24 protein-coding genes and 1 pseudogene are annotated in these 23,469 nt (G+C 64.8%); 12 read left to right on the top strand and 13 right to left on the bottom strand.

Going from position 1 to position 23,469, the window contains the following annotated elements; genetic code table 11:
• Nucleotides 1-3 precede the first annotated feature (3 nt).
• Nucleotides 4-1,707 (top strand): right-handed parallel beta-helix repeat-containing protein, encoded by a 1,704-nt coding sequence (locus OPC11_RS17645; protein WP_264782792.1) that lies wholly within the window; start codon nucleotides 4-6, stop codon nucleotides 1,705-1,707.
• A 92-nt stretch (nucleotides 1,708-1,799) separates the two neighbouring features.
• Here the strand turns inward: OPC11_RS17645 and OPC11_RS17640 are convergent, their stop codons facing one another.
• On the bottom strand, nucleotides 1,800-2,183 hold the full coding sequence (locus tag OPC11_RS17640; protein WP_007981952.1) for a hypothetical protein: 384 nt from the start codon (nucleotides 2,181-2,183) through the stop codon (nucleotides 1,800-1,802).
• 99 nt (nucleotides 2,184-2,282) lie between these two features.
• Here OPC11_RS17640 and OPC11_RS17635 point away from each other — a divergent pair, with 99 nt between their 5' ends.
• Nucleotides 2,283-2,588, top strand: coding sequence for a cupin domain-containing protein (locus OPC11_RS17635; protein ID WP_264782791.1), 306 nt, complete (start codon nucleotides 2,283-2,285; stop codon nucleotides 2,586-2,588).
• 20 nt (nucleotides 2,589-2,608) lie between these two features.
• Here the strand turns inward: OPC11_RS17635 and OPC11_RS17630 are convergent, their stop codons facing one another.
• Complete coding sequence (locus OPC11_RS17630) at nucleotides 2,609-2,875, bottom strand: hypothetical protein (RefSeq protein WP_264782790.1); 267 nt, start codon at nucleotides 2,873-2,875, stop codon at nucleotides 2,609-2,611.
• A 215-nt stretch (nucleotides 2,876-3,090) separates the two neighbouring features.
• Here OPC11_RS17630 and OPC11_RS17625 point away from each other — a divergent pair, with 215 nt between their 5' ends.
• The 3 genes from OPC11_RS17625 (at nucleotide 3,091) to OPC11_RS17615 (ending at nucleotide 5,239) form a co-directional block, all read left to right on the top strand.
• Nucleotides 3,091-3,561: a cupin domain-containing protein gene (locus OPC11_RS17625; RefSeq protein ID WP_007981957.1), complete on the top strand. Its 471-nt coding sequence runs from the start codon at nucleotides 3,091-3,093 to the stop codon at nucleotides 3,559-3,561.
• A 137-nt stretch (nucleotides 3,562-3,698) separates the two neighbouring features.
• Nucleotides 3,699-4,577 (top strand): DUF3891 family protein, encoded by an 879-nt coding sequence (locus OPC11_RS17620; RefSeq protein WP_264782789.1) that lies wholly within the window; start codon nucleotides 3,699-3,701, stop codon nucleotides 4,575-4,577.
• Nucleotides 4,574-5,239, top strand: coding sequence for a bifunctional precorrin-2 dehydrogenase/sirohydrochlorin ferrochelatase (locus OPC11_RS17615; RefSeq protein ID WP_264782788.1), 666 nt, complete (start codon nucleotides 4,574-4,576; stop codon nucleotides 5,237-5,239). Before OPC11_RS17620 ends, OPC11_RS17615 begins: the two co-directional genes overlap by 4 nt.
• Nucleotides 5,240-5,241: 2 nt before the next feature.
• Here OPC11_RS17615 and OPC11_RS17610 read toward each other — a convergent pair whose 3' ends face one another.
• From OPC11_RS17610 to OPC11_RS22100, 4 genes and pseudogenes are all read right to left on the bottom strand, one after another.
• Nucleotides 5,242-6,270 carry an anthranilate phosphoribosyltransferase gene (locus OPC11_RS17610; RefSeq protein ID WP_264782787.1) on the bottom strand — a complete coding sequence of 343 codons (1,029 nt, stop codon included), beginning with the start codon at nucleotides 6,268-6,270 and terminating at the stop codon, nucleotides 5,242-5,244.
• Nucleotides 6,270-7,103, bottom strand: a complete 834-nt coding sequence (gene cobA, locus OPC11_RS17605) for a uroporphyrinogen-III C-methyltransferase (protein WP_007981965.1) — start codon at nucleotides 7,101-7,103, stop codon at nucleotides 6,270-6,272. Before cobA ends, OPC11_RS17610 begins: the two co-directional genes overlap by 1 nt.
• Nucleotides 7,100-7,777, bottom strand: a complete 678-nt coding sequence (locus OPC11_RS22105; RefSeq protein ID WP_232423839.1) for a DR2241 family protein — start codon at nucleotides 7,775-7,777, stop codon at nucleotides 7,100-7,102. The genes cobA and OPC11_RS22105 overlap by 4 nt, the downstream gene beginning before the upstream one ends.
• A 57-nt stretch (nucleotides 7,778-7,834) precedes the next feature.
• Nucleotides 7,835-8,626: pseudogene (locus tag OPC11_RS22100) on the bottom strand (CbiX/SirB N-terminal domain-containing protein); the annotation flags it as partial.
• 474 nt (nucleotides 8,627-9,100) lie between these two features.
• Here OPC11_RS22100 and OPC11_RS17595 point away from each other — a divergent pair.
• The 3 genes from OPC11_RS17595 (at nucleotide 9,101) to OPC11_RS17585 (ending at nucleotide 11,665) form a co-directional block, all read left to right on the top strand.
• Nucleotides 9,101-9,421: a hypothetical protein gene (locus OPC11_RS17595; protein ID WP_007981973.1), complete on the top strand. Its 321-nt coding sequence runs from the start codon at nucleotides 9,101-9,103 to the stop codon at nucleotides 9,419-9,421.
• A 106-nt stretch (nucleotides 9,422-9,527) separates the two neighbouring features.
• Nucleotides 9,528-11,306 carry a ferredoxin--nitrite reductase gene (locus OPC11_RS17590; RefSeq protein ID WP_264782785.1) on the top strand — a complete coding sequence of 593 codons (1,779 nt, stop codon included), beginning with the start codon at nucleotides 9,528-9,530 and terminating at the stop codon, nucleotides 11,304-11,306.
• A gap of 80 nt (nucleotides 11,307-11,386) precedes the next feature.
• Complete coding sequence (locus tag OPC11_RS17585) at nucleotides 11,387-11,665, top strand: DUF6360 family protein (protein ID WP_007981977.1); 279 nt, start codon at nucleotides 11,387-11,389, stop codon at nucleotides 11,663-11,665.
• 1 nt (nucleotide 11,666) lies between these two features.
• On the opposite strand, the gene OPC11_RS17580 is transcribed toward OPC11_RS17585, so the two are convergent.
• The 4 genes from OPC11_RS17580 to OPC11_RS17565 form a co-directional block, all read right to left on the bottom strand.
• Nucleotides 11,667-11,924 carry a hypothetical protein gene (locus OPC11_RS17580; RefSeq protein WP_264782784.1) on the bottom strand — a complete coding sequence of 86 codons (258 nt, stop codon included), beginning with the start codon at nucleotides 11,922-11,924 and terminating at the stop codon, nucleotides 11,667-11,669.
• Nucleotides 11,925-12,086: 162 nt separating this feature from the next.
• Nucleotides 12,087-13,247, bottom strand: coding sequence for a glutathione-independent formaldehyde dehydrogenase (locus OPC11_RS17575; RefSeq protein ID WP_264782933.1), 1,161 nt, complete (start codon nucleotides 13,245-13,247; stop codon nucleotides 12,087-12,089).
• A gap of 228 nt (nucleotides 13,248-13,475) precedes the next feature.
• Nucleotides 13,476-13,880, bottom strand: a complete 405-nt coding sequence (locus tag OPC11_RS17570; RefSeq protein WP_264782783.1) for a hypothetical protein — start codon at nucleotides 13,878-13,880, stop codon at nucleotides 13,476-13,478.
• Nucleotides 13,881-13,937: 57 nt separating this feature from the next.
• Nucleotides 13,938-16,454, bottom strand: coding sequence for a PAS domain S-box protein (locus tag OPC11_RS17565; protein ID WP_264782782.1), 2,517 nt, complete (start codon nucleotides 16,452-16,454; stop codon nucleotides 13,938-13,940).
• A gap of 133 nt (nucleotides 16,455-16,587) precedes the next feature.
• On the opposite strand from OPC11_RS17565, the gene OPC11_RS17560 reads away from it, so the two are divergent.
• Entirely contained in the window at nucleotides 16,588-16,800 is a 213-nt protein-coding gene (locus OPC11_RS17560) for a hypothetical protein (protein WP_264782781.1), read from the top strand.
• Here the strand turns inward: OPC11_RS17560 and OPC11_RS17555 are convergent.
• Nucleotides 16,761-17,198, bottom strand: a complete 438-nt coding sequence (locus OPC11_RS17555; RefSeq protein ID WP_264782780.1) for a hypothetical protein — start codon at nucleotides 17,196-17,198, stop codon at nucleotides 16,761-16,763. The genes OPC11_RS17560 and OPC11_RS17555 overlap by 40 nt on opposite strands.
• Before the next feature lie 181 nt (nucleotides 17,199-17,379).
• On the opposite strand from OPC11_RS17555, the gene OPC11_RS17550 reads away from it, so the two are divergent.
• Nucleotides 17,380-19,023 (top strand): AMP-binding protein, encoded by a 1,644-nt coding sequence (locus OPC11_RS17550; protein ID WP_264782779.1) that lies wholly within the window; start codon nucleotides 17,380-17,382, stop codon nucleotides 19,021-19,023.
• Here the strand turns inward: OPC11_RS17550 and OPC11_RS17545 are convergent.
• Nucleotides 19,020-20,234 carry a PQQ-binding-like beta-propeller repeat protein gene (locus OPC11_RS17545; protein ID WP_264782778.1) on the bottom strand — a complete coding sequence of 405 codons (1,215 nt, stop codon included), beginning with the start codon at nucleotides 20,232-20,234 and terminating at the stop codon, nucleotides 19,020-19,022. The genes OPC11_RS17550 and OPC11_RS17545 overlap by 4 nt on opposite strands.
• Nucleotides 20,231-21,574, bottom strand: a complete 1,344-nt coding sequence (locus OPC11_RS17540) for a PQQ-binding-like beta-propeller repeat protein (protein WP_264782777.1) — start codon at nucleotides 21,572-21,574, stop codon at nucleotides 20,231-20,233. The genes OPC11_RS17545 and OPC11_RS17540 overlap by 4 nt, the downstream gene beginning before the upstream one ends.
• A gap of 107 nt (nucleotides 21,575-21,681) precedes the next feature.
• On the opposite strand from OPC11_RS17540, the gene OPC11_RS17535 reads away from it, so the two are divergent.
• Both OPC11_RS17535 and OPC11_RS17530 read left to right on the top strand, forming a co-directional pair.
• Nucleotides 21,682-22,095: a hypothetical protein gene (locus OPC11_RS17535; RefSeq protein ID WP_264782776.1), complete on the top strand. Its 414-nt coding sequence runs from the start codon at nucleotides 21,682-21,684 to the stop codon at nucleotides 22,093-22,095.
• 125 nt (nucleotides 22,096-22,220) lie between these two features.
• The gene (locus tag OPC11_RS17530) at nucleotides 22,221-23,408 is read left to right on the top strand and encodes a mechanosensitive ion channel family protein (protein WP_007982000.1); all 1,188 of its coding nucleotides are present in this window, start codon (nucleotides 22,221-22,223) and stop codon (nucleotides 23,406-23,408) included.
• Nucleotides 23,409-23,469: the final 61 nt, after the last annotated feature.

Raw genomic sequence — 23,469 nt, 5'->3', positions numbered from 1 at the left:
AGAATGCCCGACATTCCACGACGGCGGGTGCTGGGGGGAACTGCTGGGCTGGCGTTCGCGCTCACGGGGTGGGGAGCGGACGACGGCCGTGCGACCGACACGCGGGACGAGCGACGGACGCGAGCGGTGGCCGATTCCGTCGTCACGACGACCGACGAACTCGAATCGACGTTCGAGAACCTCTCGCCCGGCGAGACGATTCTCATCACGGCGAAGAACGCGCCGTACCGGACGACCGGATGGCTCGACATCGACGTGGACGACGTGACCGTCGTCGGTCCCGGCGTTCGGACGCTGATAAAACCGGCGGCGGACGCCAACGCGGGCGGCTTTCGCGTCGGTCATCACCGCCACTGTTCGAACGTCACGATTCGCGGCGTCGGCTTCGACGGGAATCCCGACGAACAGAGCGTCTTCACGAAGCTGTGTCACGGCATCGTGGTGAAGGACGCGGAGACCGTCACGGTAGCGAAAAACTACGTGACCCGGACGCATCCGTACCACGAACACGGCACCGGCGGGAGCGGCATCAGCGTGGAACCGGCCAGCCGGAACGTCCGCATCGTCGGCAACCGAATTCACGACATCGGCGACAGGGGGATTCAGGTCGGGGGCACGCGCGTCGTCGTCTCCGGGAACGTCCTCACGAACGGGCTCGACCGCTCCATCTCCTGTGACGTGTGGCGGAAGGGTCGCCATCGACAGGGAAAAAACGTCGCCGTCGTCGGCAACGTGATGGGGAACAACCCGGAGGGAAGTCTGGTCGGCATCGGCGGGGACGATTTGACCGACGGCGGGGGCTACGTCGTCATCGCCGACAACCTCGGGTTCGGCCACCACAAATCGTTCTGCCACCTCGGGTTCGGGGGAACCGTTCGGGACGTTCGAATCGACGGGAACGTCAGCGTGCAAGAGCGACGCGACGACTTCTCGGGCATCTCGCTCGACATCGACCGCGCGGACCACATCACCGCGGTGGACAACGACCTGTACGGCTACGGCGGCCGCGGCATCAACGTCGCCGACGGAATCTCGGATTTCGTCGTCGCCCGAAATCGCATCCGGAACGTGGCGAGCGACGGCATCAGAATCGCCGGGAGCGAGGACGGTCTCGTCGCGCGAAACACGATTTCCAACACCGGCAGAACTGGAATCATCCTCGAAAACGCGCGGTTCGTCACGGTCGAAGGGAACCGCCTCCGAGACCTCGACCGCGTCGGAATCCTCTCGGCGGGAGGTGAGACGAACCACGAGATCAGCGACAACCACGTCCGCGGCTTCGCCGCCGGAGAGGGTCACGAAGCCGGACTGTTGATTCGTAGCACCGGAAACATCGTCCGGCGCAACCGAATCTACCGGAGCGGCGCTCCGGCGATCGTGGAGGGCGACGGCGGGACGGACAACTGCTACGACGGGAACTGGTCGGACGTTCGAAACCCGTGGCACATCGGGAGCGCGAAATCGATGGTGCGCGACCACACCCCCGCGTTCGACGTGCACCGCGGCGTGTCCGTCGATGGGTCAGGCCGCGCGACGGTGAAATTCGAGAAACCCTACGCACACCGTCCGAAACTCTCGTTCGGGCGCGTCGGCGGCGGGATTCGCGGCGTCACCTACCGAACCACGGCGGACGGCCACTTCGACGCGGTTCGGCTCATCGTGAACGAGCCGAATTCGAAGCTGGACCTGTTCGTCGAGTCGGTGTGACCGTCCCGAAGTCGGTCCACCGTCGGGAGTCGGTTCGACCGTCGGGAACAGTCCGACCGTCTCGGAACCTCGGAAGCAGTCTCCCCGCCACTCTACTCCGTCGATACCGGCGTTCCGGCGGTTACTCGAAGGAAGACGACGCTCCCCTCGGTGTCCTCCGCCGGTTCGCCCCACCTGTCGCTGTCGTTCGGGTGCTGATAGAACAGCTCTGGCGGGACGTGAGCGCCCTTCCCTTGCGGTTTCTCGGGCATCACCACGTAGTGGCCGTCGCGCGACCCGCGAAGGTGGACCCGGTAATATATCTCGTCGTCGCGCGCCGAGCGCTCCTCGGCGATTCGTTCGACGGTGAACTGCCGCGGACTTCTGAGCGGTCCGGTGTCGGTGCCGACCGTCACCGAGTCCCCCCGACGAAGCCGGTAGAGCAGCGACAGCAATCCCCCGCCAGCCGCGTTCTCCGCGTACCCCCTCTCTGGCATGGCTACCAAAACGGGTCGAGCGAACATAAATCGACGAGTGGCCGTGCTGCTGCACAGCTACCCCGAACGCTTCTGGCGCTTGGAAACGAACGCGAACCCGTGAAGCGAACGACCACGAAAACGGCGGACTGGTTCGACGTACTGCTGGAAACCGAGCGAGCACAAGCCGCCTCCATGGTGCTGTCACCGGGACAATCGACCGGCGGCCCGGACAACCGCCACGAGGGGAGCGAGCAGTGGCTGTTCGTCGCGTCGGGAGAGGGCGAAGCAATCGTCGAGGGCGAGACGGTCCACCTCTCGGCGGGCGACCTCGTGTGCATCGAGGAGCGCGAGACGCACGAAATCACGAACACGGGCGATGAGCCGCTCGAAACGCTCACCCTCTACGTGCCGCCCGAATACTGAGGAAGACGCGGCGGACGACGCTACAGTCGCTCGATTTTGATGAACCGTCTCGTGGAGCGGGCGGCGTCGGACCCGTCCTCGAACAGGCTGTTGAACGACGCGTTCGGGTCGGCGCGGAGGCGGGCGAAACAGTCCCGACAGACGCTCGCGGAGTCGCCGGACGACGGTCTGGCGGCACTCACACCAGCGTCGATTTCGGTACGGACGACGCGAAGTACGGCGTCGTCCCGGCAGCGTGAACAGTCGTCCGATACGCAATCGTCGGCGTGGTTCGTCTCGGGAGCCATCGTTCGTCCACAGCACGAGCCGTCCCCGCAAGAGTATGGGGTCCGTACCGCCGTCGCCGCGGGACGATAGCGACCGCCTACCGGCCCCCTTACTGTCGGGAAATTGCCCCACGAAAGGGTGATGCTTCGAATCCGCCTAGCGTCGAACGGGGATATAATCTCGCGGACGGTTCGTTCCGCGTACCCCACCGCGAGCGACGAGAGAGGGGGAAACCATGGCAGTACAATCACGGGACGAGGACCTGCAACCGGTCCGACTCTACCAGTTCGAAGGTACCGACGTGTGGCAAGAAGGCGACGACCACGCGCGACTACGCGGCTACTTCCCGCTGTCGCCGGGGACGCCGCAAGCGAGCGGAGTTTCGGGGGAGGACCTGATGGTGGTCTGCATCGAACTCGAACCCGGAAACTACCTCCCGACACACCGCGACAGCAACGAGGAGTTGCTCCACGTGACCGCCGGAACCGTGGAGGCGACGGTCGGAAGCGCGACGACGGAACTGTCGGCGGGCGAAATCGCACTCGTTCCGGTCGAGGCACCACACAGCATCCGAAACATCGGGGACGAGACGGCGCACATTCTCGGAATCTTTCCGAACGACGAACTGACCGCCACGTTCGAAAAGCCGATGGAACCGTTCGGGACGGCCGTCATCACCATCGGTCCCGACGCCGATTCGGAGTGAGACGGGGAAACCCCGACGGGGCGGCAGGAAAAACCGACCGACTGCGGCCGAGCGGGGAACCGCGACGACCGACCCGCTGACCCGCCGACGGCGGGTCGGCACGCGCTTTTATGCCGGTTCCGTGCCAATGCCGAAACATGATTATCGCCGACGGGGAGGGCCACTATCGGTTCATCACCCAACCCGACCACGCGAGGTTGGCCGGACGGTTCGCCGAGCACTGGGGGAACGAAACGTTCGAACGCCCCGAACCCTTCGCCGCGATGGTGCTCGCGGCGGACGCGCACGATGACGGCTGGTGGGAGTACGACCGACGGCCGCACCTCGAAGACGGCGAAGTCGTGGACTTCCTGAGCGTCCCGGCGGACGCGTGGGTGGCGTTCTACGACGGCGGCATCGAGAGCGTCATCGAGTTGAACGACTACGCCGGACTCGTGACATCGATGCACGGCTCCGGGCTTCGCCGCCGCCGCTACGGCCTGTCGTCGTCGTGGCCCGACACGCCGCCCGCCTTCGAGGAGTTCGTGGACCGCGAGGAACGGCGACAGACCCGTCTCGCGGAGGAGTTACACGGGAGAGAAGCCGACGGCGAACACGGCAACGAGCGACGTTCGAACGCCGACACACGACTTTCGGACGCCGACATCGACCTCCTCACCGCGCTGCACGAGGAGGGTGAGCCACCCGAGGGAACCGAGAGCAGGCTGTGGTGTAACTACGAGCTCCTGCAGGTGTGGGACTTCCTGTCGCTCGTCCTCTGCACCAGCGAATGGCCCGAGGAGACGACCATCGATTCGGTGCCGACGTCGCCCGAAACCGCGGACGTCTCGTTGACGGTGACACCCCTCGGCGACGACGAGTTCCGACTCGACCCGTACCCGTTCGACGAAGCGCCGCTCACCGCGTCGGTTCCCGCGAGAATCGTCCCGGACGGCGGATACGACGACGAAGCGGCCCTCCTCCGGGCGTACTACGGCGGCGAGCACGAGACGGTCGAGTTCACCCTCCGAGAATGATTCCGCTGTTCCACGACTTCCGCGGGGAGCGCGTGCTCGTGTTCGGCGGCGGGCGGGTCGGCTATCGGAAGGCGCGCCGCTTCGCGCGCGAAGCGGAAGTCGTCGTCGTTGCGGCGGCGTTCGCGGACGAATTCGAACCCCTCTTCGAGGACGAAGGCGACGAGCGACCTCCCTTGTCGCCCGTCAAAGCCCGCATCGACCCGTCCGATGTGGGAACGTGGCTCGACAGGGCCGCGCCCACGCTCGTCGTCGCGGCGACGGACGACGCCGCGTTGAACGAAGCGGTCGAGCGAGCGGCGAGCGAGCGAGGAGTGCTGGTGAATCGAACGGACGAGCACGGCGGCCGCGACGCGGGGAGCGTCGTCGTCCCGGCCACGGCCCGCGACGGAAACGTGGTCGTCGCCGTCGGGACCGGCGGGCGGAGTCCCGCGCTGAGCCGCGAACTCCGGAAGCGAATCGAACCGGAACTGGCGGGCGCGGAAACCGTCGCGGTCGTCACGGCTGAACTACGAGAAGACCTGAAACGGCGGGGACTTCCGGCGGAGACGCGCCGAGACGCCGTCCGTGCGGTCGTCGAATCGGATGCCGTCTGGCGCGCCGAAACCGAGGAGGGGGCGAAGAAGAAAGCGACGGAAATCGCGGAGCGAGTGCTCGGCGACTGAATTCAGCCGTCGAACTGCCGGAGCGCGACGAGTCGGTCGGCCGCCGACCCGTCCGCGAGCGCGTCCCGCGCTCGCTCCACGCCGTCGTCTATCGATTGCACGTCGTCGCGGGCGTACAACCTGAGCGCGGCGTTGAACGCAACGGCGTCCGCGAGGTCGCCGTTGCGTTCGCCGGAGAGGACCTCCTCGGTGATGCGCGCCGAGTCTGCCGGAACGTCGGCGACGTCGAGGGCGTCGCCGTCGAAGTCCATCCCGTGGCGGTCCGTTTCTATCTCCGCGCCGTCCCACTCCACGACGGTCGTCCGTCCGGGTCGAACGTCGTCGTAGCCTTCCAATCCCTGAAACATGAGGACGCGTTCCACGTCCTGCGTTCGACTCTCGGCGAACGTGTTCACGATTCGCTCGCCGAACGTCGTGTGGAAGAAGCTTCCGAGGTGGACCGACGCGTCAGCGGGGTTGGCGAGCGTCTCCACGGTGTTGACGAAGGTCCGCACGCCGAGGGCGCGCCTGTCGGCTTCGAGGGCGGCCACGCCGGGATTGAAGCGAGCTTGGTCGTAGAATCCGAAACCAACCTCGTCGGTCATGTCGGCGCTCGTCTCGGGGTCGAGGTCGGTGTCCACGCCGAGTTCGTCGAGGACGTGCCGGTAGGCACATCCCTCGCTCATGGGTACGCGGTCGCCGCTGTGGACGACGACGGGCGTTCCGGCGGCCGCCGCGACCAGTCCCGACGCCACGCCGAGGAGGGCGGTTCTGGCCTTACCGTCGTAGTTCGCGCCGCAATCGACGGGGGAGCAGTCGGGAGCGGCGACCGACACGGAGTCTTCGCGCATCGCGTCCACGAACCCCGCGAGTTCCTCGGGCGTGTTCCGTTTCCAGCGGTTCGCCACCCAAAACCCACCGAGCGCGACGGGGGAGACGTCGCCGGAGAGGATTTCCCCGAAGGCGAGTTTGGCCGCCTCGTAGTCCATGTCGTCGGCCGACTTCGGGCCGGACCCGACGTGCGAGACGAGTTCCCGGAAATCGCGTCCCATCACTCGACCCCCCGTTCGGAGACCGCGGTGTCGGCGAACGACGGAACGCCGACGGACGGCGCGCCGTCCAGATACTCCGCCACGCGGTCGCGGACAGAAACGACGTCGCCGACGACGGTGACGGCGGGAGGTTCGATGCCCACCTCGTCCCGGCGTTCGACGATGGTGTCGAGCGTCCCCGTCACGGTGAACTCGTCCTCGCGGGTCGCCCGCTCGACCATCGCGGCGGGCGTGTCCGCCGGGACGCCAGCGGAACGCAACGCGGCCACGTTGTCCGGCAGTCGGCGGACGCCCATCAGAATCACCAGCGTTCCGCCCGCCCGGACCGTCGCGGCGAGCGCGTCCCAATCGAGGGCGCTTTCGGCCTTCGTCGGGTCCTCGTGCCCCGTGACGACGGTGACGCAAGACGCGTGGTCGCGGTGCGTGACCGGAATCCCGGCAACGCCGGGCGCGGCCACCGCGCTCGTGATGCCGGGCACGATGTCGAAGTCGATTCCGGCGGCCGCGAGGTGTTCCGCTTCCTCGCCGCCGCGGCCGAAGACCGTCGGGTCACCGCCCTTCAGTCGAACGACGTCCTTTCCCTCGCGGGCCAGTCGGACGAGCAGGCGGTTTATCTCCTCCTGCGTCGTCCGTTCGCCGTCCGGACCGGGGCGCTTGCCGACGTACATCCGCTCCGTGGTCTCGGGACACGACTCCACGATTCGGTCGTCCGCCAAGTTGTCGTGGCAAACGACGTCCGCGTCGTCCAGCAGTTTCCGCGCCTTTACCGTCAGCAGTTCCGGGTCGCCCGGACCTGCACCGACCAAATAAACCGTTCCAGTGTGCATGCTCATGTTCGTCCTCCGCTTCGTGCGCTCCGGTACCGCGCTCGGTAGCCGTCTTCGGCGTCGTCTTCCCCGCACTCCTCCATCTTCTGAAACTCCCGCACCTTCGCGATGAACAACGAACACGGCTCCCGGCAGGGGAACTCGCCGTCCCCGCGCGGAACCGCGATTTCGTCGGCGTCCGCCGCGTCCCATTCGCGCCGCGCACTGCACTGTGAATCCACACAGCAGGCTTCGACGGCGTGGTCGAGCGCTTCGCGCCCGATGTCCTCCACGTCGGCGTACACGCCGGTTTGGCGCTCGGCCGTCTCCCGAAAGTGGCTCACGTCGAGTTCGCCGTTCCGCTCGCGGTACCAGTTCGAAATCGTCGCCGGATAGACGAACTCGACGGCCCGCAGGAGTTCGTCGGCGTCGAGGTCCGAACACACCCACCCGGTGGGGAGCGTCGCCGCCGTCGCCAGCGGGCGGTACTCGCCGTCGTCCGAGAACCGCACGGCGTCGCGCGTCTCCTCCGGGTCCGCGTGGGAGTCGAGTTCGTCCGACTCCGCGCTGCGGTCCTCGACGTGCCGGATTTCGTACCGACGGTTACCGTCGGCGGTTCGCGTGGTCGTGATGGTGAGTTGCCCCCACGTTCGGGTCGCGTCGTGGGATTCGTCGCTCTCCCCGTCCGCCAGCCAGCCCAAAAACGCATCGCGGGCCGTCTCGGCCTCGCTACGCTCGGCGTCGTCGGCCTGCTCTGTGGTTTCGACCGGCTCATCCCCGTCGTCGAGCGTCGCTCGCGCTCGCTCGATGACGACGTCCGCGACGAGCGGTTCGGTTCCGACGGCACCCGAGTACCAGACCCGTTTGCCATCGACGTCGGCGGGAACGGGATACCCCGATTCGGCGTCGTCGGTCAGGCCGATGTCCTCCGGAATATCCTCTTGGGTGTGGTAGCCGTCGGCGACGAACAGCGGGACGACGACGAGTTCGTCGCTCTCGAAGTGGTCGGTCAGGTCGTCGATGTACGGCGCTTGGTCCATGAACAGCGCGCGCACCTCGTCGAAGCGCTCGCGGTGGTCGATGGCGTTCGCGTGGTCGCGGGTCGCCTTCGCGCTTCTCGGATTTCGTTCGGTGCCGTGGCCGACGATTGCCAACCCGACGCCCGAGCCCACGGACGGGTCGCCGGTGACGTGTTCGGCACGTTCGACGATGACGTCGGCCATCGATTCGTGGGTCCCGACCGGGTCGGCGTAGCGAACTCGCTTGTCCACGTCGAGGTCCCACACGTCGGTAAGTCGGAGCTCACGGGGGAGCACCTGTTCCGTGAAATACCCCTCGCTGGTGAAGAGTGGGACGACGACCACGTCGGTCGATTCGACCGTTCTGAGGACTTCGCGCAACGACGGGGCTTCCTTCCAGAAAGCTTCCCGAACCTCCGCGAAGCGGTCACGGGCGCGTATCTCGTCGGCGTGGTCGTAGACGGGTCTCGCCGACCCGGCATTCCGGTGTGAACCGTGACCAACCAGTACGAGCGCCGTGTCCTCGATCATTCTTTGGGTTCTTCGTCCTCCTCGTCCCGTCGGTCGGAGAGATGCTCCCAGATTTCCGTACATCCTGCACCGTCTGGGACGTCCTGTAGGTGGTCGTCGTCTTGAGATTCGTTTCTATGACATTCGCCCACGTGTTTCTTAGTCACTGATTCTCACACCCCATTGTGAAACTACCGCTCGTCGATTCGACAACGGACTCGTCCACGAGCCGGCGTGTCGCTACATCGCTGTTATTCATCAGAACACCCTATGTCGGGAATCCCCTAAATCGCGTCTCTACCCGTAATTCCGGCCACTGCTCCCACATACCGGTAAGAACCACTGCTATCTCCGACCGCCGTATTCCGGCAATTCGTGCAGGAAATAGGGTGGCCGTGCAGGTATCGAGCGTTCAACCGGTTTCGACGCGTCAAGTGATTCGGCGGGGATTGCGTCCGCCGATGTATTGAGGGTTCGGAGACGCGGAGATAGGGCATGGTAACTGCGGTTCGGACGCTGGACGAGGGTGCGTGGGTCAACGTGAACAATACCCGAATCGTCGGCGTAAGCGATATCTGGCCGCTCGTGGACCACGACGTCTGTGATTGTGATACCGCGTTGTTCCTCGTCGAGGTGTTCACCGACATCGGAGTGGACGGTCCGTGGGTGGAAGCCCGTGCGGCGGGACAGTGCATCGGCTGTGGAGAACGGGGCGCGACCGGGTGGCTTCGAATCGGACGCGCCGACGGAGACGAATTCCGTTCCATCGACTACGAAGGGGGCCAACGACCGTCGAACGCCCGGTTCTCGGACTAGGGAGGGGTCGCTACCATGTTCCCGCGATACTTGCCGCTTTTTCCGACCCCCGGCGGACATTGACGCGGAGATGGGGTGTTTAGGCGTGTGTGCTGTAGCGATTCCCATGCCGACCGACGTAGAGAAATGGAAGGATGATATCTATGGGGAAGAGATCAAGGACCACATGCGTCGATTCGCCGAGGAGGGCTGGGAGGCCATCCCGGAGGACGAACACGACGCGTGGTTCGAGCGGTTCAAATGGTGGGGGCTGTACCACCAGCGCGACGGCCAAGAGAGCTACTTCATGATGCGCATCGGGCCGCCGAGCGGCGTGCTCGAACCCGGACAACTGCGAGTCATCGGCGAAATCGCCCGCGACTTCGCCACCGGTCCGGCCGCGAACCCCGAGTTCGGCAACGGCTACGCCGACGTGACGACGCGGCAGGCGGTCCAACTGCACTGGATAAACATCGAGGACGTGCCGAAGATTTGGGACCGTTTGGACGAGGCGGGCCTCTCCACGAAACAGGCCTGCGGTGACTCGTGGCGGAACATCGTCGGCTGTCCGGTCGCCGGGAAGGACAAACGCGAGTTCGTGGACGCGCTTCCCGTCGTCAAGGACCTCAACGAGAACTTCAAGGGCAACCCGGAGTACGCCAACCTGCCGCGGAAGTGGAAGGTGTCGGTGACGGGGTGCCGCGAGGGCTGCGGACAGGGCGACATCAACGACGTGGGTATCGAACCCGCGGAGAAAAACATCGACGGCGAAACCGTCCGCGGGTTCAACATCCGCCTCGGCGGCGGACTGGCGGGCCGCGAACCGCGCTTCGCCCGCGACATCGACGTGTTCGCCGAACCCGACGAAGTTACGCCGATTCTCGGCGGCCTCTCGGGGCTGTTCCGCGACTACGGCAACCGCGACAACCGTCGCCGCGCCCGCATCAAGTTCCTCGTGGACGAGTGGGGGCCGGAGAAGGTCCGCGAGACGCTGCAGGAGGAGTACGTGGACTTCTACCTCAAGACGGCGGGCGATGACCTCCGCGAGGAGTACTCGTACAACGCTGGCGTCCCGGACGACCACGGCCACGCGGACCACGTTGGCGTCCACGAGCAACCCGACGGCAACTACTACGTCGGCCTGAACGTCCTCGTCGGCCGCGTCGGCGCGGAAGAGATGATAGAGATTGCCGACGTCGCCGAGAAGTACGGCTCCGGCGAGGCGCGGCTCACCCAGCGCCAGAACATCATCCTGATGGACGTGCCGGAAGAGCGGCTCGACGCCATGCTCGACGAACCCGTCTTGGAGCGCTACAGCCCGGACCCGCACCCGTTCCAGCGCGGCTCCATCGCCTGCACCGGGACAGAGTTCTGTTCGCTCTCCATCGTGGAGACGAAGAACCGCCAAGTGCGCCTCTCGCGCTGGCTCAAGGAGAACGTCGAGCTTCCGGAGGACGTGTCGAACTTCCACATCCACCTCTCGGGATGTACCGCGTCCTGTGCGCAACCCCAAATCGCCGACATCAGCCTCCGCGGCATGAAGACGAGAAAGGACGGCGAAACCGTCGAGGCGCTCGACATCGGTGTCGGCGGCGGCCTCGGAAAGGACCCGAGCTTTGCGACGTGGATACAGGAGCGCATCGCCGTTGACGAGGTTCCCGGCGCGATTCGGAACCTCGTCGAGGGCTTCGCGGCCCGACGCGAGGACGGCCAGACGTTCCGCGAGTTCGTGAACTCGCTCCACGCCGACGAACTCGAAACCCTCGCCAGCCCGGAAGAAACCAGCTACGAGGACCCGTACATGCACAACACGAAGAAGACGTGGTATCCGTACGCCGAGGACGACGACATGGAGTCGAGTCCGGCCCCGAACAGTCCGGTGGACGCGATTTCCGGCGATGACTGAGTGCAGCGAAGGAGTCCCGGAAGCCAGCGAGTCGCAGCGCCGAAGGCGACCGTCTCGCGCTGTTTCCGGGGGCGACTGAGATGGCCGACCGCGTGCTCTCGGTGACGGCCTACACGACCTTCGACCTGCTGAACGCCGTGGCGGAGGGCCACGGCTGGACGGACGAGGCGATGGCCGTACTGAACGTCAAAACGCCGCGAAACGACCCCGACGAGGTGTTGCTCCAACTCGAACTGGACAACACCTCCCTCGACAACCTCCCCGCGCACGCAGAAACCGTGTCGCTGTCGCCCGACGAGGCGCGAACGCTCGCGGGCGAACTGGAGCGATACGCGGAAAAAGTCGAGGACGCGGAGTAGGTCAGAGGTGGCACCGAAAGCCACACGAGGAACACCGAAGCGTGTCGTGCTCCCGAACGATGACGCCGATACTGCACTCCGCGCAGGTTCCCTCGTACGTGGCCGACCCCGACGAGGTACGCAGGACCGTATCCCGGATATGCTCCAGTTCGTCTATCTTCCGGCGTTGTTCGTTCAGCTGACGCTGTAGTCGAGCTATCTGGCGCAACTGCCGCTTACGCTCGTCCCGGCGCGCGCTCCGTCTCCCCCGCATTTCCATGTGCTCACCACCGTTTAAACGGAGGGGACGGACACGCATTAACCCGTGCTCATACTCAGAAAGGTATTTATTACTTTTTCGCATACCAGTCGCTCGTCACGTCGGACCGATGTCGTCGTTCGACGGGTATCGACACAAAAAAGAGTTGGTCGTGGCTTCGGCTCAGGGTTCGAGCAGCACTTTCGTCACGCCTTCCTCGCGGTTGTCGAAGCGCTCGTACATCTCGGGCGCTTCTTCGAGGTCCACGCGGTGTGAGACGACGAAACTCGGGTCGGCGCGCCCCTGAATTATCAGGTCGCGGAGTTCTCGGTTGTACTCCTTGACGTTACACTGGCCGGTGCCGACCTTCAGCCCCTTCTCGAAGAACTTCCCGAAGTCGATGCCGAGGCGACCCTGTGCGGCCATCTCGTCCGGCGCTCCGGGGTCCGAGGGCACGTACAGTCCAGGGACGCCGAGTTGACCGGTCGCCCGGACGACCTGAATCAGTTGGTTGAGGACCACGGCCGGGTTCTCCCGCGCCGGGTCGTAGGCGTCGTCGCTCACGTCCGTCTCCGGGTCGATGGCCTGATAGCCGACCGCATCGACGCCCTTGTCCACGCCGCCGCCGTGGATGTTCTTTATCTGCTCCACCGGGTCCGACTCCTCGAAATTGATGGGCGTCGCATCGCAGTGTTTCTCGGCGAGTTCGAGTCGGCTGTCGACCCTATCGACCACGTAAATCTCCGCCGCGCCCTTGATTTTGGCGCTGTAGGCGGCCATCAGTCCGACCGGTCCGGCACCGAAGATGGCGACGGATTCGCCCGGTTGAAGGTTCGCCAGTTCCGTCCCGTGCCATCCCGTCGGGAAGATGTCCGCGAGCAGGATGAACGAATCCTCGTGTTCCCTCCCTTCCGGAAGTTTAAGAGCGTTGAAGTCCGCGAACGGCACGCGGAGTCTCTCGGCCTGTCCGCCCTTGTACGGCCCCATGGCGACGTATCCGTACGCCCCCCCGGCGAAGCCGGGATTCACGTTCAGACAGAAGCCGGTATAGCCGTTTTCACAGTTCTTACACACGCCACAGGCGACGTTGAACGGAAGGACGACGCGGTCGCCCTCTTCGAGCGTCGTCACGCCGTCGCCCACCTCGTCCACGATTCCCATGTTCTCGTGCCCGAAGACGATACCGGGGTCGGCGTCGGTTCGCCCCTCGTACATGTGGAGGTCCGACCCGCAGATGGCCGTCGTGGTGATGTCGATGACGACATCGTTCGGGTGCTCTATCTCCGGTTCATCTACCTCTTCTACGTCTACGTCGTGCGGTCCTTGGTACACGACCGCTTCCATTGACATTTCAATCCACCCCAAAGAGGCCACGCTACTCTCACGTATGTCGTTATTCGAATTGATATGGTAGCTTCGGAGTGAACAGAGCCTTCACAGCGCTCCTTTCCTCGGCAAACGTGTCGAACGGTTGAAGGCGTACAGGGAGAGCGGACGATGAGTGAAACGTCTCAGCAATCTTTGTCGGTTGTCCGAAAATACACTATCGCTACTCGCGTTCGTCGGCGACGTTCACGTCCGACTTTTCGGATGGTCGTTCACGTCGTTCGTCTCCGAGTCGCGGCACAGTTCGAGTCGTCGTTCGAGTTCCTCGTGTCCCCAATACCGGACGGTTTCGCTCCGTGCTTCGTACGTCAGAATACCGCAGTCTTCCAACATCGGCAGGTGAATGTGGTGGAGGCGAATCAGCGCCGTCTCACGACCGCAGGAATCGTCGTGCTGAACGAGCAAGTCGATGAGTTCGTCCATCGACGTAAGCGGCGATTCGACGAGATACTGGCAGAGAGCACGCCGCTGTGCATCCGAGAGGATTCGCTCCACGGTTCCCGGCGGTAACGAACTGTCACTCTCCTCCTCCGGGTGTCGTCGACTCGTTTCGAGATGTGTGTCGTTTGGTTGCTCCGAGTCGCTCATCATCACCTACAATCCGTTCCGGGGGCACCAGTCCTTTGCCTCAGTACTGAGGTATCGGGGTCAGTCTATCCGTGGACGCTCCGAAAACAGCAGCGAGAGGAGTTTTCGCTCGGCCGTTTGGAGGTGTTGGTGAAACGTGGGCGAGGAGATATCCAGCGTGTCGGCCAGCTCCGCCCCCGAACTCGCGCGGGGGTAGTCGAAGTATCCCGCGAGATACGCCGCTTGCAGGATTTCGGCCTGTCGTTCGGTGAGCGTCTCGCCCAGTTCGTGGTAGAACTCGGAGGTCGAGTGAAACGGCCGGTCGCGGGACTGCTTCGAGAGCAGGCTCGTCTCCTCGTACACCTCCTCGACGGCGTCCAAGAAGGGACGAACGCGGGTGTTCGCCGGGACTTCGACGACGATGCTTCCCTTTCCGTCTTCTATCGAACCACGTTGGACGTAGGCACCGCGTTCGATGAGCGCTTGGGCGGACGTTTCGGTTCCGCAAAGCGCCACCTCCAACAGGGTTTCGTCGCCGGTCTCTTGGATGACACGGACGTGTTCGACCATGGGTGACTCGTCCGCGCGTTCGATGACCTTCTCGGAGGGAGCCCCGCTCAACGTCACGTAAAACAGGAACACGTCGTCCCTCGACGGGACGACGCCATCGAGTTCGAACGAACAGCCGAGTTCCTCGGACGTGACGACGAAAAACGAACCCGTGTTCGTGATCGAGAATTCGAGTTCGAGAACGCGGTCGGAGTAGAGGAGTTTCTTGCTCTCGACGGCGTTGATGGCGTGGCCGATGGTTTCCCCCAACTCGCTGAACACGCTCCGCTCGCGTTCGCTGACCGACGTCAGTTTGGACGCGTACACGACCAACACGCCGTAGGTGGTTCCGCGGTAACTGATGGGAATACACGCGATGGAACCGTACCCGCGTTCGTTGGCGGCGGATGTGAACGACTGCGGCAACGACGACAAGGACGACACGTCCTCGACGACGTTGAACTGTCCCGTTTGGAGGGCGGTCCCGGCACCCCCGCGTTTCGACTTGGGCCCTAACTCCGTAATCAGGTCCAGATAGTCGTCGTCGATACCGGCGGCCGTCTGAACCACCAACCGCTCCTCGGTCGACGAGAGCGTTGCGATGAGAGCACCGTGATAGACGCTCGAATCCGCGAACCGTTCACAGACGGTCCGTTCGATCTCCTCGCGCGACGGCGCGGCGACGAGGGCTTGATTGATATCCCGAACGATGGCGTTGATGCGGTTCAGCGTCGTCAACTCGTCGCGCTGTCGGGCGATGTCGCGCTCGCGTTCGGCCCGTGTCAGGGCCGTCTCGGTGTTGGTGGCCAGCACCCGCATCAGGTCGAAGTCGATGCGGTCGAAATCGCGGGGGGTCGTGGACGCGGTGATGAAGATTCCGTGTTCGCCGAGCGGAACGATGATACCGCTTCGAACCGGCGTGTCCCGGTCCGCCACGCTGGGCGTCGCATTGAAGTCGGAGATGGCCCTCGGTTCGTTCGTTTCGAACACGTCCCACGCGAGGTCATCGTCGGACGTGTACGTCGGAACGTCACCGTCGAACAGGTTCTCGACCCGTTCGGTCATCACGGCCGGTTCGAGCACGTCGTCGTCCTCCGAAAGGAGGTAGATGCCCGTCGCGGGCAGGTCGAGCACGTCGGCCGCGGTTTCCACCGCACGCTGACAGATGGTTTCGGGGCACGACGTTTCGAGCATCTCGTGCGTCGTCGCGTGTAACCTGTTCAGGGCCTCCTCGCGCCGCTTCCTGTCGCTGATGTCGTGGAAGATGCCTTGAATCACTCGTCGCCCGTTCAGTTCGGTCGAGTTCGAGTTGATGGACACGGGGATGCGATTCCCGTTCGAATCGACCACCGAAAGGCCGTGGCTGTCCGGAACGGACGCGTCGCTTTCGCGCGGTCGATCGAACAGCCGTTCGTATCGGTCGCGGTCGTCCTCGGGGTGGAGTTCGGACTGGTGCATCCCCTCGATTTCCTCTATCGGCCGGTCGAGGAGTTCGGACGCCGCCCGGTTCGCTTCCAGAATCGTCCCCGTTTCCGCGTCGGCGAGAAAGATAGCATCGGGCGCGGTATCGACCAGCGTTCGATACTTTTCGGTGACGGTTTCCAGTTCCCGTTGCCGTCGTTTCCGTTCGGAGATGTCTCGAATCGTGGCGGTGAACAGTCGCCGGTCGTGATACCGGTGTTCCCGGAGCGAAAAGGAAACCGGAAACTCCTCTCCGTTTCGACGGATTGCGGTTCGTTCGAGACCGCTGTGTTCGACCGTCGAGTCCGCGTTCTCGACCTGCAGTCGAAACTGGTGGAGATACGCCTCTTGATATCGCTCCGGGAAGAGACTCCGTATCGACTCGTCGAGCAACTCGTCTTGGTCGTAACCGAAGAGTCGTCCCGCCACCTCGTTCGCGAATACGATGGTTCCGTTCTCGGAAATCGTCACCACCGCATCGAGCGCATCCCGGACGATGTGCTTGAAAAAGGCGGTCTCCGCTTCGGTTTCCGTCTCGGCGAGCGAGGACCGCGTGGAGGGATTTTCGTTCGAAAGCGGTTCGGTCATGGTTGGGAGAATCACGCAGTCGATGAGTAAGAGGCTTTTGCCCGACGTCCGAACGATGGGCAGGGGATGGAGTATTTAAACCGCTTGTATATACTGGTAGAACACACTGGGACGTCGGTTGCCGTTACCTTCCATGAACACGTTCGTCGAAGTCACGGTCCCGGTCGAGGAGTTCGCCCTCGAAGCCGACGGGCACACGCTCGGTGCGACGGAAACGGGTTCGACGCTCTGTTGGGTTCGACGCTCCGTTCGGTCGAATGGGGAGCGATGCCGCGAACCGTCTTCGGATGCTCGAACGGCCGTCATCTATGATTCGGCTTCGGCACCTCTCCGCTCGTACCGGTAACTCCGCTTTACGACGTCGTAGAGCAGCTCCTTGTCCACGATGTCCGTGTTCGTGGAGAGCCAGACGTGAGGGTCACCGGTGAGGTCGTAATCGACGATTCCGACGAACCCGAGTCGCGGGAGGTGCATTCGAACCATCCGTTCGCGCAGTCGGGTCCGGTCGTCTACGTCCGAAATCGTGGCGACCGAGCGCACGAGTCTCGGGAGCGCAATCGTAGTCTCGTCGTGGTGAAAGAGGACGTAGATGATGTGTCGGGGTTCCGCGTCCGCGAGCACCGAAAAGAGACGGGCGAGGGACTCCGCGGTATCGACGACGAGCGGAGAGCGATGGGAGTCGCTCCGACGGTCGTTGGGTGGTGACACCGACGAAACATCCGGCAGGGGCTCGTCGTCCTCCATCGACGTATGCTATCCACCAGTATCGTCATTCCATCTCTGGTTTCGCTTTCACCCATTTTTAGACGGGGCGGCTCTCCGTTCTGCGACCGCTCGCCGACTGGTGTCCTCGAAACGAACCGCAGCCGGAAGTGATTGCATCGTTAGATAATAATTATACGTTCAGTCTACGACGTTCCCCGTGATGAACGGTCACAATCTTCACGATTACGACAGTGAACGAGAGAGGTTCGAGTGGGACGACATTTTCGCGGAAGCCGATTGGGATGCACCCGAGCGACTGAACATCGCCCACGAGGTTTGTGACCGACACGCGGATGACCGTGGGAAAGTCGCGCTGTACTACGCGGGCAAGAACGGCGAGCGGGAAACGCTCACCTTCTGGGAACTGGCCGAGGAGTCCAACCGCTTTGCGAACGTTCTCTCCGACTGCATCGACTCCGGCGACCGGGTGTTCTCCTACCTGCCGCGAATCCCGGAGCACTACGTCGCGCTCATCGGGACGCTCAAAGCGGGCGGCGTCTGGGGCGGCGTCAACGAGCGCTTCGGCCCGGACGGCATCGCCTACCGACTGGACGACTGCGACGCGAAAGCGGTCATCACCACGGCGTCGAACCGGGACACCATCGAGAAGGCGCTCGAAGACGCCCCTTCGGTCGAACACGTCATCGTCATCAGCGACGACGGGACGGGGATTCGACGCGGCGACGTCAGCTATCGCGCCGCGATGGAGGATGCCGAAAAAGAGTACGAGACGGCCGAGACGGGCGGCGAGGACAACGCGCTGCTGTACTACACGAGCGGAACGACGGGACTGGCGAAAGGCGTCCTCCACAAACACCGCTGGGTCGCCGGTGTCGCCGCGACCCAACGCTTCGCCGTGGACCTGCAACCCGGCGACTGTTACTGGTCCACCGGCGACTTGGGATGGCTGACCGGCCCCATCAACACGCTCGGCGCGTGGTTCTGGGGTGCGACGCTGTTCACCTACGAGGGCGAGTTCGACCCCGAGACGTGGGCGGGCCTGTTGGACGAGTACCCCATCTCGGTGCTGTTCAGCGTCCCGACCGCCTACCGGATGCTTCGGGAAAACGAGTCGGTACTGGACGACGCCGACCTCGACCTCCGCCACGCGCTCTCCATCGGCGAACCGCTATCCGCGGGCGTGGTCGAGTGGGGCGAGGAGACCCTCGGCGTCACCATCCACGACACCTACGGTCAGACCGAGACGGGCAACATGATAATCAACAACTACCCGACGATGGAGGTTCGGCCGGGAAGCATGGGCAAACCGCTCCCCGGCATCGAGGCCGCCGTCGTGGACCCCGAAAGCGGCGAACCCCTCGACCCCGGCGAAACCGGCGAAATCGCTCAGCGCGGGGATTATCCGTGCTTCTTCGCCGAGTACTGGAACAAGCCCGAGAAGACGGCGGACTGTTTCGTGAACGATTGGTATCTCTCCGGCGACCTCGGCCACCTCGACGAGGACGGCTACTTCTGGTTCGAGGGCCGCGCCGACGACGTGATAATCTCCTCGGGCTACCGCATCGGTCCCTTCGAGGTCGAGAGTTCGCTCGGCGAACACCCCGCAGTCGCGGAGGCCGCCGTGGTGCCCAAGTCCCACCGCGAGCGGGGCAACATCGTGAAGGCATACGTCGTCCCGAGCGCGAGCGCGGAGCCGTCGCCCGACCTCGCGGAGGACATTCAGACCCACGTCAAGGAGGAACTGTCCGCCCACGAGTACCCCCGCGAGGTCGAGTTCGTGGACGAACTGCCGAAAACCGTGACCGGAAAGATTCGCCGGACGGAACTGCGCGACGAGGACTAATCCTTCGGAACGAACCGGGCGACGGTCAACCCGTCGGTTCCCATACCGGCGGCGTAGACCGCACCGTCCGCGACGGCGGGGCCGTTGTTGAACCGCGCGTTCGAGTTCGGGAATCGCCACGCGGTTTCTCCGGTTTTCGGGTCGAGCGCGCCGAGCGTCACCGAGTAGGACCCGCTGAGCGACCCGACGGGGAGGTAGAGGTACTCGGAACTCGCGGCGATGCCGCTGGCGTAGCCCGACACGTACTCCTCCGATGACCAACACGCGGTCCCGGACGCCGCGGTAAACGCGTCCATCGTCGGCCCGTACTGGCCCCCGAACCCCACGTAGACGTGGCCGCCGTCCACCGCGAGATGGCCGACGGTCCCGACCTCCTTTCGCCACCGCTCGTTCCCCGAGCGTGCGTCGAGTGCGTACAGGGTCCCTTCCTCGGACCCGACGTAGACGATATCCCGAGTCACGACCGGGTCACAGGACACGCGCCCGTCGGTCTTGTATCGCCATCGTCGCTCACCCGTCTCGGCGTCCAGCGCGTAGAGGTAGGTGTCGTCGCTCCCGACGTAGACGGTTCCATCGGCGATTGCAGGGCGGCTTTCGACTTCGAGGCCCGTGGTGAACGTCCACCGTCCCTCCCCCGTCGAGGCGTCGAACGCGGCCAGGAACATTTGACCTGAGACGAACACCGTCCGCTCGGTCGCCTGCACGCCGCCGCTGAGCAGGTGCGCCCCGGCCTCGGAGTCGGTCCGCCAGCGCTGCTCGCCGCTCATCGCGTCGAGCGCCGTGACGGAGCCGTCGTCCGCGACGAACACGCGACCTCCGGCGACCGCCGCCGCCGCACTCACCGAGACGTTCGCTTGCCACCGGTGTTCCCCCGTCTTCGCGTCCACCGCGTGAACTTCCCTATCGAGGTTCGTGGTGTACACCGTCTCGTGCGCGACGACCGGAGGGGACACACCCGTGTGTCCGCCCATCGTGTACGTCCAGTCGATGCGAAGCGGCGGCGCGGGAACGTCGTCGCTCGGCACCGAACCGGTGTTTTTCGGCCCGCCGCGCTTGCTCGTCCAGTCGGACGTGCCGGGCGTCACGCTCGGGTCGATGGCGCACTCCTCCGGCGGCGGGGACTGCTCCGTTTTCTTCGAGTCGGCCAGCAGGTCGGAACAGCCCGCACCGAGCGCGAGGCCGCCCGCCGCGAGGAAGGCGCGGCGCTTCATTCGTCACCCCGCGTCGCCCGCCGGATGGCACCGTACTGCGTCGCCACGAACACCGCACCGTCGGTGACCGCCGGACCCTCGACGACGGCGTTCGCGTCGCTCAAATCGGAGAAGAAGTCGTCATCCTCCCGGTTCCCGACGTTCCCCCACAGCCGTTTTCCCGACGACGCGTCGAGCGCGCCCGCGCCGACGTAGACCGTTCCGTTCGCGACGACCGGCGCGCTCTCCATCGGCACGCGGCTCTCGTCGCGGTACGAATCCTCCGCGAGGTTCACGAACCGCCACCGTTCGGTTCCGTCGTCCGCGGAGAGGGCGTAGACGTTCTTCGAGGAGACGTAAACGGTCCCGTCGCGGACGGCGGGCGCGCTGACCGTCTCGTATCCCGAGTTGAACCGCCACCGCTTCGACCCGTCAGCCGCATCGACGGCGTGGAGGACGGACTGAGCGACGTAGACCGTTCCGTCCGCGACGACCGGTGCCCGCGGCAGGTCGTAGCTCCGGTATCGCGGTCGGTACTCGTAGCGCCAGCGCTCGTCGCCGCCCGAGCGGGACAGCGCGAGGAGGTTCCCGGCGCGGGTCTCGGTGGTGTCATCGAACCCGATACCTGTGGTGACGTACACGGTATCCTCGGTGACGGCGGGTTTGGCGCGTATCCGCCACCGCTTGTGCGAGAAGAACGATTTGAGGGGCCGCTGTCCGTACCGCCAGCGAAGGGTTCCGTCCGTCCGTCGGAACGCGTGGACGGACCCCTCCCGGTCGCCGACGTAAACGTGAGCTCCGGCGACGGCGGGGGTCCCGACGGGCGCGCCCGTCGTGGTTCGCCAGCGGACGTCGCCCGAAGCCGCGTCGAAAGCGGTCAGCGCCCGGTCGTTCGACCCGACGAACACGAGGGCGTCCGCGACGGCGGGGGTTCCCGACCCCCCGTCGGGTAGTCTCACCGACCACTCTGGTTCCCCGGTAGTGGCGTCGAGGGCGACGAGCGCGCCGTCCCCGTCCGGCCTGCGGCCGGGGAGTCCGGTCGCCACGAACACGGTGCCGTCCGCGACGACCGGACTGCTCACGCGACCGTGTTGGACGGTTTCTTTCTCGATTACCGACTCGGACCGCGCGATGACCCAGAGTTTCCACTCGGCGAGCTTCGGGTCACTTCGGGGTGTGTTTCGCGCGCGAGAGTAGCCGACGTTCGTCGGCGTCCCGTGGGCGACCGGCCACTCGTCGTCGGACCGTTCGAGCGACGAGTTCGTCGGCGACGAATCGCCGGAACACCCGGCGAGCGCGCCGACCGCACCGACGCCGAGGGCGGCGACGAACCGCCGCCGACTGGGACGCTGGAGGGTCATGTCGATTGTGCCGATTGTTACGCCCCCTACATGAGCTTTCTGTGACGGGGGTGCTCGCCGCCAGTAGCTTGATACTCTCGTCAGTCGATACTTCTTCTCCTCCAACCATGTCCCAGAACAGACGCCCGATGTACATCGGGACCGAACCCAAAAGCGCGACGTGCGACCGCCACGGCGAGATGGAACAGCAAGCGCCAGTCGTCACCTTCGACGGTCACGTGCACGCGCTCACGAAACCCGTCTCCGTCCGCAACTGCCCGGAGTGTTGCCTCGAAATCGCGCGCGAAAGCGGAGGACCGACGGGCTCCGAACAGGACGCGTTCGAGGCGTGTTGGCGACAGCTGGTGGACGCTGAGTGGCGCAACGGACTCCAGCGATTGTTCGTGGACCTCGGCCGCGGCGCGGTCGAGGAGGAGACGATCTACCTCCACGAGAAACTTGACGACGACGAGATTCCCGACTACTTGCGCGAATCGGCCGACTGGACGATACAGACGGCGGGAAGTTCGAACGCGGAGTGATGACGTCGGCCACGGCGAGGTCGTTTTTCCGCCCAATACACTGAAGCAGAGCGCGATTGACTCGGAATCCCGTGGTCGGAGTTCGGCCGGTGCGGAACCGGCGACGACGACACCGGAGATTCACCATGACCAATCTGTGGACCAACTCTCTCGGACTCGCCGAACTGCTTCCCCTGCCCGAAGCGCGAGTCTTACAATCGACGTTTCTCCTCGTCATCCTCGTCTTCGTCGTGTGGGTGCTGTGGAAAATAGCGCCGCGGCTGAAGCGACAGGTCGACCCCCGCGTCGTCGACGTCGTTCTCCTCGTCGTGAGCGGCCTCGTCGCGCTCTTCATCGGCCAGAGCGCCCTGTCGCTCTGGGCCAGCGCCGCGCCGAACGCGCCGACCGTCGACGTGTTCTCGCAGCTCACGTCCGCCGGGCTTCGAATCGTCATCACCGTCGGCGTCGTCGCGGCCGCCTACATCGGGTCGGGAATGCTCGTCCGGGCCGTGGACCGGTTTACGACGGAAACCGGGGGCCTCACCAGCCATCAGAGCGAGGTGTTCTCCCGACTCACCGAAGTCGCGGTGTACCTCCTCGCCGGACTGTTGCTGTTGAGCGTCTGGCAGGTGGACGTCCGAGCGTTCCTCATCGGTGCAGGGTTCCTCGGCATCATCATCGGGTTGGCCGCGAACGAGACGCTGAGTGCGCTCATCGCGGGATTCACGCTCATGTTCTCGCGGCCGTTCGAAATCGGGGACTGGATTCAGGTACCGCTCGAAAACGGGGGGGAAACCGACGGCATCGTCACCGACATCACGCTGTTCTCGACCCGAATCGAGACGTTCTCCGGGAAGTACGTCGTTCTCCCCAACGACCTCGTGACTTCGAACACGCTCGTCAACTTCGGGCGGAAGGGACGGCTCAGGATCGAAGTGGAGGTCGGCATCGACTACGACGCCGACCCGAAACGAGGGGTCGACGTGGCGAAGAGGGCGATGAAAGAGGTGGACGAGGTGTTGAACGTCCCGCGACCGAACGCCGTGCTGACCGGGTTCGGAGAGTCCGCCGTCATCCTCGAACTTCGGTTTTGGATAGACCGCCCCAGTAGCCGCCGTCGATGGCGCGCGACGACAGCCGTCATCGCGGCGGTGAAGCACGCCTTCGACCGGGAGGGAATCAAGATACCCGTCCCACAGCGGGAGGTCGCCGGACGCGACGAAACCGGCGGGTTCCGGGTCGTCAGTGACTTCCCGGACCAGCGTGACCGCCCCGACCAGTACGAGGGACACGACCGGCGCAATCGAGGCGACCCGCGGGACCGACCCGACTGACTCGCCGCGAACCCGCTCTCGAACGACCCGCCGCGGACCGACCCATCGCGGACCGACCGAA

It is taken from the genome of Haladaptatus sp. T7 (assembly GCF_026008575.1).
Lineage (GTDB): Archaea > Halobacteriota > Halobacteria > Halobacteriales > Haladaptataceae > Haladaptatus > Haladaptatus paucihalophilus.
Note: the sequence above shows the minus strand (reverse complement) of the source record. Positions and strands in the feature narration are given on the sequence as shown.